The following is a 12,350-nucleotide window of genomic DNA, read 5'->3' on the forward strand; positions in this document are numbered from 1 at the left end:
CTTTCCAGATAAAAAAAGGAAAGCATCCTGGAGCGGCTGGCTACGGATGTCCGTATCGCCTTACTCCGGGATGCTTTCCCTAATATTATCGTTTGGTTAATTTGGTATCATTATATAGCAGTGGCAATATCTGTGTAAAGAGGCAACTTGAAGAACTGTTATCCAGGCACACCCGGAATGCTTTTCACATCATTAATATTTAATCATATAAAGAGTAATTTCATCCCGGTTGTGAAACAGCTGTTTTGCCCGCTGAATCTGCATGTTCGCGTCTTCGAAGGAAGAGATAACGTCATCGATCAACGCCATCGGCTTTTTATGCATCAGCTTCACCGTTACTACGGCGGTCCCCCCCGGTCTCAAGCTCGGAAGCAGTTCCGTTACCAGCTTGACCATCTGTTTCGGACTCCAGCTCATATCGCACACGAGCAAGTCGAACTCGCCGTCCTTGAAATGCACCTCTGAAGCGTTTTTTTTGTAAATGCGCAGGGAAGGATGATTTTGCAGCGATTCATGCATGAATGCCGGATCCACAGCCGTAACACGCAGGCCCCGTTCCAGCAAAAACGAAGTCCAGCCCCCTGGCGCCGCCCCGATGTCGAGCCCGGTATCAAATGATGCAAAATCAATTCCGAAGCTCTGTTCGGCCTCAAGCAGCTTGAACTTGGCTCGCGAAATCTGCCCTTCTTCCCGTTGAAAACGGATCGCCCCGCCGCTCCAATCGGATAAATTATTCTCCGGCTCCGAAACTCCGACAAATACCATTTCTGCGGAAGCAAAGATCGATATGACCCATTCGGCATCGCGTACGACGAACTCGGCTTTCAGTCCGTCGAGCAATTGCTGCATGTTCTCGCGGATCTGACCCGCGCTTTCTTCGAGAATGCTGTCATCCGCTTTTCTGACCTGAAGAGAAACCTTGGCTCCCTGCAGCTTATCCTGACGCGTCAAATACTGTACGAGCCGGTCAAACGTATCTTCAGCATCAGCATGCAGTTCCAGCTGTACAGGCTGGATATGGCGCAGGAATATCGGAGGATTGGACACGATCATGTCCACGGCACGTTGTGCATCCTCAAAAAATGTAGCCAAAAAGGCTTCGCCCGATATCAACGTTTTGCTTTTCAGCTTACCGAATCTGCGGCGCAGCTCCTCCTGCGCATAAGGCGCAAAGCCGTGATTTGCCGTACATATGAACCGCGATGTTTCGTTATTCGTTTCTTCGTTCATCAATTGTTTATCATCCAAAATGGATTACCCTCCAGAAACCACTTTAATCCAAGGACGACCGCCGTCCCATTCGATCTCGACCGGAATATCGTAGGTTTTTTTTATCATTTCTTTGTTCAGAACCTCTTGCTTCGGTCCGAAGCCTGCTATCTTCCCATCACGGATCAAGGCCGCATGCGTAAACATCGGCATAATTTCCTCCACATGATGGGTCACGTATACAACGGTGATGTCCCGTCCGCCGAGCCGCTCGACCTCTGCAAGCATGTTTTCCCGTTCATACAGATCGAGTCCGGCGCAGGGCTCGTCCATGATCAACAGCTTGGGCTCGCTCATCAGACTGCGTGCAAGCATCACTTTCTTGCGTTCCCCTTGCGACAAGGTTCCCAGCGGGTGATGCGACAGTTTGCCCAAATTCATGTCATCCAGCAGCCTAAGAGCTCGATCTTTCACATCATTCGGAATTTCCTGATAAAAGCGCAAAAACGCATAAGCACCAGTAGCAACGACTTCCCATACCGGGTCGCTCAGGTTCAGCTTCTCAAGAAGATTGGGGCTGATATAGCCGATTTCTTTGCGGACTTCCCGCACATCGCATTCGCCATACGTATTTCCCAGCACTTCGATCCGGCCTTCACTCGGAAAGAGATAACCTGTCAGCATTTCCAGAATCGTTGTTTTACCAGAGCCATTCCGTCCCAATATGACCCAGTTCTCGCCTTTTTCTATTTCAAGTGTGACATGATCCAAAATTTGAGTTTCTTCTCTCCGCAAACACACGTCCCGCATCGAAATCATGAGATCACTCCCCTTATTTGAGCTAGTATATCCGCGACAGAGCCCATGGAATAGACGATTTCGGGCTTTCGGCTCCGATCCTCTGTGGCCAACAGCAGCGCCGGAACGCTGCGAATTTTATACTGATCCACTACTTTGGGCAGCATATTCACGTCCGCCTCGGCCAAAAGCCCCTCGGGCAGCATGTGCTCCGTAACCTCAAGCATGCGGCGCGCCACTTTGCAGGTACCGCAAAAAGGAGTGTGTAAAAATACGGCCAGCGGCTTGCCCTTGCTCCACAGTTCTTCGAGCAGCTGCTTTTCATTCAGCGTCCTCATGACCGGACCTCCTTCGCGATCCGATCGAGCACGTCTTGCGGCATCGGGCCGTTGTGCAGCTTCACATGACCGGGCAGCGCCTGATAGAGCAGCTCGTACATTTCTCTTTTTCCCCATATGCTTGACGTATGTAGATAGATTTCCCTCGGAAACAGCCTTCTTGCAATCATTCCCATGACGACCGTTTTGCCTGAAGTTTCTCCTGGTCCCAGGTCATAATCAAGCGATAATATACCGACCTCGCACTCCTCCAGCATCAGAAGACATTCCTGCGCGTTCTTCGCGAGTGCAAAACCTTCCGGGCAACGACGGCAGTCGTCCAAATAAACATTCAACACAGCCGCTCCCCCCTTTCATCCGGCTAAAGCGTCGTGGATTCAATCCTTCTCGTTCAAAGCTTGGTATACGCGTTCGATTTCATCGGCATGCGTTCCGTCCGTGCCTGGCTCCGTTTCTAGAATAATCGGCATTTCTTCAAACTCCCTAAAAGAAAGCAAGGCTGCTATAGCCTCTATGCCGATGTATCCTTCACCAATCCGGGCATGGCGGTCCTTCCCCGAACCTGCCGGGTACCTCGAATCGTTCAAATGTACCGCGTGCAGCTCATTCCAATAGCCCAGCTCCCGTCCCCGTTCCATCATGTCGTCCGTTTGTGCTGGTATCCATGTCCCTGAGGCAAAAGCGTGGCAGGTATCCAGGCAAAAGGCTATTTTATGAGGCTCATCGGCCAGATTGCGTACATTTACCAATTCCTCCAGCGTGATGCCCATGGAACCGGGTACTCCAGCCTGATTCTCAAGCAGGATTTTGGCGTTGCCCTGCCAATCGGCCAGCGTTTCATTTAAACATTGTATTATATTTTTGTAGCCTTGTAACGGGTCACGGCCTTTGAAATGGCCAAAATGAACAACAATACCGACCGATCCGCAAGCTTCAGCTATGTTTAAATCGTTCTTGAGCGAAGCCACGGTTGCTTGGTACAGCTCATCTCCGCGTGTTAGTCCTGCCGCGATATTAACCGGGTAAGGCGTATGGGCGATGCTGGGCATCCCCTTTTCCTTGCAGAAACGAAAGCAATCCGCCGCAGCGGCGGCATCAAAATCTTTCCTTGCCAAGCTGCGCGGATTTTTGGGAAAATATTGAAAGGCTCTGGCTCCCATGTCCCACGCCCGCTTCGCTGCTCTCCCGAAGCCTCCGCGGGTGCTGACATGACAGCCGATCCATCGTTTACTGTTCATGCTGGCAGGACGGACAGAAAAAGACTTTGCGTCCTGTTAACTCCGCTCTGTTCACGACACCGCCGCAGCGTACACAGCTTTCCCCTTCACGGTCGTAAACCTTGCACATATTGTCGTAACCTCCGGTCAATGTATCTCCCTCCATAAAAGGAGCTTCCATATAACCGCCGTTCGCCAGCGCGTCAGGCAGTACTTTAACGGCTGCTTCGTATAATCTGCCAATAGCATCCGTGGATAAATCCTGGATTTTCACGGAAGGCAGCAGTCCGGCTTCAAAGGCAATTTCATCCGCATAGCAGTTGCCGATGCCTGCGATCACATGCTGGTTAACAAGCAGGCTCTTCAATGCGCCACGACGGCCTTTCAGCAGCTCGACGAAACGCTCCTTGGTCATCCGGCGGTCAAACAGTTCTGGACCGAGCGGCTTAAGAATTTCCTCTACTTCCTTGGCAGACAAAAGATGCAGATAGCCGAGGCGAAGCCCGATGAAATAGAGGGTGTGCTGACCAAACGTAATTTCTACCTGCGTGCTCCGGGTTGGACGATCCTCCTCCGTCCCGTAATACAGCAATCCGCCCAGCATCAGATGCAGCAATAGACGACGGCCGTTATTCAAGTGGAAAATCAGATGCTTTCCGCGTCTCTCTACAAAAATGGCACGAAGCCCCGTCAGCTCCTGAATGAACTGATCTGCAGGCACATTGACCGATTTCTCCCGATTAATCACGACACGGGTTATCGGTTGGTTTATGATGTTCTCCGAAAGCAATCTTCGGTAATTTTCCATTTCCGGTAGTTCCGGCATTGTTTCATCGATCCTTTCATATGCGACAATGATGGCTTTTCATTATACAACATTCTATGTCACGAACACACCAGTTCCATTAATTCCTGCAAGTCTTTGCAAATGATATCAGGTTCAAGTCCTGCAGCCTGAATATGGGCATTCAGGTTCGCTTCCGTCGTCAGTCCTGTCAGCATCAAGATCGTCTGACAGCCCGCAGCAGCTCCTGCAGCGATATCCGTAAGCATGTTATCGCCGACCACCGTCGCTTCCTCCGGTGAGATGCCCAAACGATCCGTAGCATACTTCATTAAGTGGCTGGCAGGTTTGCCGATAATAACAGGTTCAACACCGGAAGCTGCCTGGATCGACGCTCCCAACGCTCCGGCTCCCGGCACGAATCCGGCATCGGAGGGCAGAAGCAGGTCCGGATTCGTCAATACATATACAGCTCCCTCCCGAATCCAGCGAACGCTTTTGGCCAGCGTCTCATAGGTAAACGAGCGATCAATTCCCTGTACAACGAACTGAGGATCTTCATCTACGATATTCAGTTCCGCCTTCAGCAGCGCTTGGCGAAGCCCTTCTTCCCCTAGCATAGCCACCGAAGCTCCGGGAGATTCTTCCGAGATATATTTTGCGGCTGCTAACGAGGATGTGCATACCTCATCGGCCGTAGCCGGAATTCCCATCGCATTTAAATGGTCAGCGACACCTTCTGGCGTCCTGGAAGAGTTATTCGTGACGAACATGTATGGAATGGCACGTTCCTTTAACGCTTGAATCAGCACGTCGGCATATGGAATCCGATTCACGCCATGATAAAGCGTTCCGTCAAGATCGATCAGCAAACCTTTTGTTTCTTTGTATGTTGTCATCGCATGGCCTCATTTCCAAAGATTACGTAACTTCTATTGTAAGAAATATGGAGAACCACCGCAACTCATAGAATCATGGGTCCGTACATCACGACGGTTTTGACGGTTTTTCAGCGCCGTTCGTCAAACAATCCTTCAAAGCGCGTACACCCTGATGCCTTGTGTCATTTCCTGCGCTTTCCCGGAAAATAATTCATTTCCTCAGAGCTGCAGCCTTTCTGATCCCTTAAAGAAAAAAGCTCCTGACGGAGCTCCCCCTTTACTGCTGCTTGCAATGGATCTTATAGATGCCTCTGAATTGGAAACAACATCAGCTCTTCAGCCAGTTTGGTGTTTGGAAATACCGATTGGGCTTCCGCCAGCAGCGGCTGCAGATGCTCCATATCCTTATACCTCGAACTGAAATGCGTAAGTATCAATTCTTTGGCTCCGGCCTGGCGCGCCGCTTCTGCCGCCTGAATCGAAGTGCAGTGATGGTAATTGTACGCGGATTCTTTGAGATCATCCATGAATGTAGCTTCATGAACCAGCAAATCAGCGTCCTTGGCAAGCGGAATAACGTTGTCACATGGACGTGTATCGCCTAAGATCGTAACGATTCTCCCCTTTTTCGGAGAGCCCAGCACGTCTTCAGGCTTCAAAACCTGCCCATTTCCAAGATCCAGGCTTTCCCCTCTTTTTAAACGTCCGTAGGCCGGCCCCGGCTTTAACCCGTAATCGGCGAGACGCTTTAAATCCAGACTGCCCGCCTTGTCCTTTTCCGCAATGCGATAACCATAGCTGTCCACCCGGTGATCCAGCAGCAGGGATTCAACGGTAATATCCTGATCTTCATACACCATTCCGCCCGTATGCTCAACAACTTCAAGCTCATACTCGATTCTTGACTGACTGAGCGTCAGGCTGACATCTACGAATTGTTTCAGCCCCGGCGGACCATAGACGGTCAGCTTGGTTGTCCCCCCCTGGTACGCACGGCTGGATAAAAGCCCGGGAAGACCGAAAATATGATCCCCGTGCAAATGGGTAATAAATACCTTTTCCAGCTTGCTGAGCTTTAACGAAGATCGCAGGATCTGGTGCTGCGTCGCCTCCCCGCAATCGAACAGCCAAAACGTGCGCCGCTCCTCAAACATGCGCAGGGCCATAGACGTCACATTCCGCTGCAAGGAGGGCACTCCCGCATTGGTCCCCAAAAATTCAAGTTCCATAACTAGCAACCTTCTTTCTATGTATGTAAGAAAAACGTGTCAGGATGGATTTGTCTCGAATAGTACTCATTTCGAATATTACTCATTCTATCCAAAGAAAAAGAGAAACGGCTGCTCCTTGATGAGCAAGCCGCTCCGAATCGAAATGCCCATCAGTTATGCGGGCAAAAAAACCTCCGGGAAGGAGGAATTTTTGCCTGCATCATCCATAGGACGATTATATCACTTTACTTTATCCACATTAAAGTAACGGGCTTCGGGATGCGCGAATACCATGGCCGATACCGACGCTTCCGGCTCCATCATGAAGCCTTCCGTCAGTTGAACGCCGACATCCTCCGGCTTCATGAGTTTGAACAGCGGCTCTTGATCCTCGAGATCAGGGCAGGCCGGATATCCGAACGATACCCGGATGCCCTGGTAACGGGCGCCGTGACGCTGCTTCATCGTCATATCCGCCGGATCCGGGAATCCCCAGCTGTCGCGCATCATATGATGCACGCGTTCAGCAAGGGCTTCGGCCGTTTCGAGCGCGACTGACTGGAGAACATGGGATCTGAGATAATCTCCTTTGTCTTTCCATTCGGAGGACAGGCTCGAAATACCCTGGCCGGCAGTCACAACCAAAAATCCGACGTAATCCATCTGACCACTGTCCACAGATTTCAGGAAATCCGCCAAACAGAGGAACGGAGGCACATGCTGACGCGGGAAACTGAACGTATGAAGCACCTTGGAGGTATCCTCGGGATCATAGATGATGATTTCATTCCCTCTCGATTGGGCAGGGAAGAACCGGTACATGGCATGTGCCTGAATGATCCCTTCGGAAATCGCCTGATCCAGCAGACTGTCCACCGTCGCTTTAAGTTCAACGGCCTTCTCATTGCCATCGGCCAACAGCTGCTCGACTTGTCCGCGCAGGCCCAAATGATGGCCAAGCAGCATTTGCATATTCATATAAGGAACAATATGGCCTATCGGATAGTTCCGGATGATATGACGTTCAAGGTCCGGCGGGATGAACACCGGCACGTCCGTGGACACGCTTGACTTGGCTGCTCTGGTCGGCTCCGGCATCGCCTGGGGTTTGTCGCCCTCTGCGGCCAGCGCTTCCAGCTCAGCCTCCATCTCGGTCTGCATGATCTGGCGCTGGGCCGGATCCATCAGCTTATTCGCGATATCCAGGCCGTCCATGGCATCCTTCGCGTACACGACCATGCCTTGGTATTCCGGCCGGATCCGCGTCTTCGTGAATTTACGGGTAAGGGCGGCGCCGCCGACCATAATCGGGACGTCCACACCCGCGTTTTTCAGGTCCTGTGCGGTCACGACCATCTGCTGCGCAGATTTAACAAGCAGTCCGGACAATCCGATCATATCCGCCTTCTCTTTACGGTAAGCCTCGATAATTGTTTCCGGTGCTACTTTTATACCCAGATTGACGATCTGATAACCATTGTTGGAAAGGATGATCTCCACCAGGTTTTTGCCGATGTCATGCACATCGCCTTTTACGGTCGCAAGCAGCATTTTCCCTTTTACGGAGGACTCGTTCTTTTCCATAAAAGGCTCCAGGTAAGACACGGAAGCTTTCATGACCTCGGCGCTTTGAAGCACCTCGGCAACGATCAATTCATTATTGTTGAACAAACGTCCTACTTCTGACATGCCAGCCATCAAAGGACCGTTGATGATCTCCAGTGCCCCGTACTTTTGCAGTGCTGCATCCAGATCGGGGATGAGTCCTTCCTTGGAGCCCTCGACAACGTAGGTTGCCAAGCGTTCCTCCAGCGTGAGGTTGGACAGCTTCTCCTTCTTCTCGACCTTCTTGTTCCGGAAAGCGGCCACGAAAGCAGCTAGAGTTTCATCGTTGGTTTCATAGATCAGCGCCTCCGCCAGCTTCCGCTCTGCTTCTGGAATGGAAGCGTAACGCTCCAGCTTTTCCGTATTCACGATGGCATAGTCCAATCCTGCCTTCGTACATTCGTACAAAAATACCGAGTTCAGTACTTCGCGACCGGCTTCAGGCAGTCCAAAAGATACGTTGCTGATCCCGAGAATCGTCTGGCATTCCGGCATTGCTTCCTTAATGAGCCGGATGCCTTCGATGGTCTCCTTCGCCGACCCGATGTATTGTTCATCTCCGGTTCCTACCGGAAATACCAGCGTATCAAAAATCAAATCTTCGGCATTCAGCTTATATTTATTGACCAGAAGATCATAGGAGCGCTTGGCTACCTTCAGTTTGTCGTCCCGGTGAATTGCTTGACCCGTTTCGTCAATCGTTCCTACAACGACGGCAGCTCCATACTTATGGATCAAAGGCGTGACGCGTTCGAATTTTTCTTCACCATCTTCAAGATTAATGGAGTTAATAATTGATTTGCCTTGAGAATATTGGAGTGCCAAGTCAATCACATCAGCATCCGTCGTATCAATCATCAGCGGAACCTTTACCTTTTTCACGACCAGCTCCAGGAACAGCTTCATATCATCGATCTCATCGCGATCCGGATCCTGTACGCACACATCGATGACATGCGCGCCATTCTTCACCTGGGCACGGGCAATTTCAGAAGCTTCCTCATATTTTCCTTCGACGATCAGGCGTTTGAATTTGCGGGATCCGAGCACATTGGTCCGTTCCCCTACCATATACGGCCGGTTCTCCGCTTCAATATACACAGGATCGATGCCTGAAATCGCCGGCGAATGGGTTCCTTCCATCTGACGCGGTTCATACCGGCTCATGACGTCGTGCAAAGCGCGGATATGTTCAGGCGTCGTGCCGCAGCAGCCGCCCGCGATATTCAGCCAGCCCTGCTTGGCGAAGTCCTCCATTTTGCGCGCGAGCGAATCTGGCGATTCATGATAGTTTCCGTTCTCATCCGGCAGTCCCGCGTTCGGGTAACAGCTTACACCCGTTTTGGCCATGGCCGACAAGGAGCGGATATGATCCCGCATAAACTCGGGACCCGTTGCGCAGTTCAATCCTACCGAAATCGGGCTCAAATGCTCCAGCGAGATATAGAAGGATTCAATATTTTGCCCGGCCAGGGTCGTACCCATCGGTTCAATCGTACCCGATATCATGACAGGCAGGGTTATGCCGCTGTTGTCGAACGCACGCCGAATGCCAATGCTTCCCGCTTTGACGTTCAGGGTATCCTGACTCGTTTCCAAAAGCAGCGCATCAACGCGCCCCTCGATTAAAGCAAAAGCCTGCTCTTCATAACTGATAACCAATTCCTCGAACGTTACCCCACCGGTCACGGATAAGGTCTTCGTTGTGGGCCCCATTGCTCCGATGACATATCTCGGTCGATCCGGCGTACTGAATTTATCAGCGGACCGGCGTGCAATTTCAGCAGCCTTCAGATTGATTTCTCTTGCTTTTTCAGGTATGTCATATTCCGCCAGCACAACGGAGGTCGCACCGAACGTATTCGTCTCGATTAAGTCTGCGCCTGCCTTCAGGTATTGGTCATGAATGTCTTCAATAACATCCGGACGCGTAAGCACCAGCATTTCATTACAGCCTTCGAGTTCTTCTCCGCCAAAATCCTCCTGGCCGAGATCAACCTGCTGTATCATCGTACCCATGGCACCATCAAGTATTAATATTCGTTGTTTCATCATTTCCTGCAAGCCAGGTCTGTCCATTCCTATTTCCCCCCTGCAAAACGTTAGCTCTTAGTTTAACAGAAACCCTTCTATTAGAAAAGTACAAGAAAACGCTACAGTCCTGAATTTATCGCGGAAGACGGCATCGACAAAGAAAGGTTGCTTCGTTATAATATGAATTAATCCAAGTGGAAAAGAGGGGTAAGCGTATGGCAGAAATCGTAATCCGCAATACGAACGAAAGAATCTCCGGCGACGATAATGTTCGTGATTTCCTAAACAACCAACACGTGTTATATGAAAAATGGGATGCATCCAAGCTTCCTTCGGAGCTGCAGAACAATTTTCAGTTGAATGATGAACAAAAAACGCAAATCTTAAGCGTATATGATGAAGAAATCCGGGATTTGGCTGCGCGCCGTGGCTATCAGATTTGGGATGTGATCACGCTGTCCGATTCGACTCCGAATCTTGACGAGCTGCTGAATAAATTTGAAGAGGTCCATACGCATACCGAAGACGAAATTCGTGCAATCGTAGGTGGCAGAGGCATTTTCGTCATTAAAGGCAGCGGTGATTTGGGTTATTTTGATGTGGAGCTGGAAGCCGGGGATGTCATCTCCGTGCCAGAGAACACAAACCACTTCTTCACGTTGATGGACAACCGAAAGATCATTGCCGTGCGTCTTTTCATTGAAAAGAACGGCTGGGTCGCTTATCCCGTGGAAGATCCCAGCTTCCAAAAGGCCTAATTCTTTATGGAATGATTGGTTAATTCCATTAATTTAAGAACAAAACCTGCCCTTAGAGATACCCAAGGCAGGTTTTTTGATATGGATCTATGGATCGTCAAGCGACGACTTTTACTTGCTGACCGTCAGCTTCTTGGTAGGCATCGTATGCTGCGGACCGTAGGTGACATGGGACGTAATGCTATAGGTTCCTTCACTCTCGAACGTTTTGTGGAGTATGTACTTCCCTTCTCCTTTATTCTCGGCAGTAACCTTCTCGTGAGCGGCGGTGTCTCCATCTTTCACGATTTCGATCAGGACCTCGTCGGCTTTCTCCACCTTCTTGTCCTTCTGAGTCACGTTTACCTCGATGGAAACCTCCTCTCCAACCTTCACCTGTTCAGGTGACCAGCTTAAGTCCACGCTAAGCGGATCCATCATGCCTTCATCCATATTCATGCCGTCATGTGCGCTCTTGCTGCCGCATCCCGCCAGGGCCAATATAACAAGCAAAAGCACCCCTGTCAGCAACCATTTATTCTTCATATGCCGTCACTCCCTAAATCATGATCATGGATGATGAACGCATATCATGACGCGTCTTCCTTATTATACATGCTTTGTTCTTTTTCCAAACGCTGGCTTGTTCACAATTTGGTGACAAAAGTCACTGCAAAGAAAAATCCGCTCCGGGCCAAACAACCTGCCCAAGCGGATGTGAAATGCTTGTATTCCTTATCATACTATAGGCCTTGCAAAATACTATGAAGCTCGGAAAGATGCTTGATCTCATAATCCGGTTGAATGTCCGGATCCTGCGGCTTGCCGGTGCGGTTAATCCAGACTGTCTTGATCCCGGCGCTCAATCCGCCTTTAATATCCGTTGTCAATTTGTCTCCGACCATCACGGCATTGCTTGATGATATGTTGAAACGGGAAAGGGCATGTTCGAAAATGCTTTTGTCCGGCTTACCTTTGCCGAAGCTGCCTGAAATGACGATTTCGTCAAAATAAGGCGCCAGGGCTGGCACGCCGTCGAGCTTCTCCTGCTGCAATCCTGGACAACCGTTTGTAAGAAGCAGCAGCTTGTACTTCTCCTTTAATTCGTCCAGCACTTGGAAGGTTTCTTCATATACATGCGGACGAGCACGTCTTTCGGCGGCAAATTGCTCAGCCAGCCTCTGCGCCAGCTGCTCGTTCTCCACGCCCAGTGCCTTCAGTCCGCGATTCCAAGACTCCTTCTGGTACCCTGGAATGATTTCGGCCATTCGGCGGAATTCAGGCTGGCTGCCCGCTGTAAATTGTCCCCATAGGCCTTCAAAAGGGTTAATACCGATCATTTTCGTGAAGTCAAATGTATCATAGGATTCGTACAAAAGCCTTGCCTCACGGCGAACGGCTTCCTCCAAAGCCTCGGGATTGACTCCTGTTTCGGCTGCAGCGGTCTCGCAGGTCGCCCGAAAGGATTCTTCCACACTTCGTTCGTCCCAAAGCAGCGTGTCATCCAAATCAAAAAATACAGCAGTAGCCCCCATC

12 protein-coding genes are annotated in these 12,350 nt (G+C 50.5%); 1 reads left to right on the forward strand and 11 read right to left on the reverse strand.

What is annotated here, in order from left to right; all coding sequences use genetic code 11:
* Positions 1–192: 192 nt before the first annotated feature.
* The 9 genes from ACTHPM_RS07065 to metH form a co-directional block, all read right to left on the reverse strand.
* On the reverse strand, positions 193–1,230 hold the full coding sequence (locus tag ACTHPM_RS07065) for an SAM-dependent methyltransferase (protein ID WP_440395372.1): 1,038 nt from the start codon (positions 1,228–1,230) through the stop codon (positions 193–195).
* 24 nt (positions 1,231–1,254) lie between these two features.
* A complete protein-coding gene (locus ACTHPM_RS07070; protein ID WP_440394486.1) occupies positions 1,255–2,028 on the reverse strand; it encodes an ABC transporter ATP-binding protein in 774 nt (257 codons plus the stop codon).
* A complete protein-coding gene (locus ACTHPM_RS07075) occupies positions 2,025–2,345 on the reverse strand; it encodes a thioredoxin family protein (RefSeq protein WP_440394487.1) in 321 nt (106 codons plus the stop codon). The genes ACTHPM_RS07070 and ACTHPM_RS07075 overlap by 4 nt, the downstream gene beginning before the upstream one ends.
* A complete protein-coding gene (locus ACTHPM_RS07080; RefSeq protein ID WP_440394488.1) occupies positions 2,342–2,683 on the reverse strand; it encodes a cyclic-phosphate processing receiver domain-containing protein in 342 nt (113 codons plus the stop codon). Before ACTHPM_RS07080 ends, ACTHPM_RS07075 begins: the two co-directional genes overlap by 4 nt.
* Before the next feature lie 39 nt (positions 2,684–2,722).
* Positions 2,723–3,583 (reverse strand): deoxyribonuclease IV, encoded by an 861-nt coding sequence (locus ACTHPM_RS07085; RefSeq protein ID WP_440394489.1) that lies wholly within the window; start codon positions 3,581–3,583, stop codon positions 2,723–2,725.
* Positions 3,573–4,388 carry an Fpg/Nei family DNA glycosylase gene (locus tag ACTHPM_RS07090; protein WP_440394490.1) on the reverse strand — a complete coding sequence of 272 codons (816 nt, stop codon included), beginning with the start codon at positions 4,386–4,388 and terminating at the stop codon, positions 3,573–3,575. The genes ACTHPM_RS07085 and ACTHPM_RS07090 overlap by 11 nt, the downstream gene beginning before the upstream one ends.
* A gap of 59 nt (positions 4,389–4,447) precedes the next feature.
* A complete protein-coding gene (locus tag ACTHPM_RS07095; RefSeq protein WP_440394491.1) occupies positions 4,448–5,245 on the reverse strand; it encodes a TIGR01457 family HAD-type hydrolase in 798 nt (265 codons plus the stop codon).
* 281 nt (positions 5,246–5,526) lie between these two features.
* Positions 5,527–6,456, reverse strand: coding sequence for a ribonuclease Z (rnz, locus tag ACTHPM_RS07100; protein WP_440394492.1), 930 nt, complete (start codon positions 6,454–6,456; stop codon positions 5,527–5,529).
* A 222-nt stretch (positions 6,457–6,678) separates the two neighbouring features.
* Complete coding sequence (metH, locus tag ACTHPM_RS07105) at positions 6,679–10,122, reverse strand: methionine synthase (protein ID WP_440394493.1); 3,444 nt, start codon at positions 10,120–10,122, stop codon at positions 6,679–6,681.
* Between the two features lie 170 nt (positions 10,123–10,292).
* Here metH and ACTHPM_RS07110 point away from each other — a divergent pair, with 170 nt between their 5' ends.
* The gene (locus ACTHPM_RS07110) at positions 10,293–10,835 is read left to right on the forward strand and encodes a 1,2-dihydroxy-3-keto-5-methylthiopentene dioxygenase (protein ID WP_440394494.1); all 543 of its coding nucleotides are present in this window, start codon (positions 10,293–10,295) and stop codon (positions 10,833–10,835) included.
* Between the two features lie 111 nt (positions 10,836–10,946).
* Here the strand turns inward: ACTHPM_RS07110 and ACTHPM_RS07115 are convergent, their stop codons facing one another.
* Complete coding sequence (locus ACTHPM_RS07115; RefSeq protein ID WP_440394495.1) at positions 10,947–11,360, reverse strand: FixH family protein; 414 nt, start codon at positions 11,358–11,360, stop codon at positions 10,947–10,949.
* Between the two features lie 197 nt (positions 11,361–11,557).
* Positions 11,558–12,349, reverse strand: coding sequence for an HAD family hydrolase (locus ACTHPM_RS07120; RefSeq protein ID WP_440394496.1), 792 nt, complete (start codon positions 12,347–12,349; stop codon positions 11,558–11,560).
* Between the last annotated feature and the right edge of the window lies 1 nt (position 12,350).

The sequence above is a fragment of the Paenibacillus sp. SAFN-054 genome (genome assembly GCF_051966755.1).
In the GTDB taxonomy this organism is placed as follows: domain Bacteria; phylum Bacillota; class Bacilli; order Paenibacillales; family Paenibacillaceae; genus Paenibacillus_AQ.

Bases quoted from the DNA above. Each gene is read 5' to 3' on its own strand.
- ACTHPM_RS07115 (WP_440394495.1), bottom strand. From the start codon at position 11,360: ATGAAGAATAAATGGTTGCTGACAGGGGTGCTTTTGCTTGTTATATTG.
- ACTHPM_RS07095 (WP_440394491.1), bottom strand. From the start codon at position 5,245: ATGACAACATACAAAGAAACAAAAGGTTTGCTGATCGATCTTGACGGA.
- ACTHPM_RS07075 (WP_440394487.1), bottom strand. From the start codon at position 2,345: ATGAGGACGCTGAATGAAAAGCAGCTGCTCGAAGAACTGTGGAGCAAG.
- ACTHPM_RS07120 (WP_440394496.1), bottom strand. From the start codon at position 12,349: ATGGGGGCTACTGCTGTATTTTTTGATTTGGATGACACGCTGCTTTGG.
- ACTHPM_RS07090 (WP_440394490.1), bottom strand. From the start codon at position 4,388: ATGCCGGAACTACCGGAAATGGAAAATTACCGAAGATTGCTTTCGGAG.
- ACTHPM_RS07085 (WP_440394489.1), bottom strand. From the start codon at position 3,583: ATGAACAGTAAACGATGGATCGGCTGTCATGTCAGCACCCGCGGAGGC.
- ACTHPM_RS07065 (WP_440395372.1), bottom strand. From the start codon at position 1,230: ATGAACGAAGAAACGAATAACGAAACATCGCGGTTCATATGTACGGCA.
- rnz (WP_440394492.1), bottom strand. From the start codon at position 6,456: ATGGAACTTGAATTTTTGGGGACCAATGCGGGAGTGCCCTCCTTGCAG.
- ACTHPM_RS07110 (WP_440394494.1), top strand. From the start codon at position 10,293: ATGGCAGAAATCGTAATCCGCAATACGAACGAAAGAATCTCCGGCGAC.
- ACTHPM_RS07070 (WP_440394486.1), bottom strand. From the start codon at position 2,028: ATGATTTCGATGCGGGACGTGTGTTTGCGGAGAGAAGAAACTCAAATT.
- metH (WP_440394493.1), bottom strand. From the start codon at position 10,122: ATGGACAGACCTGGCTTGCAGGAAATGATGAAACAACGAATATTAATA.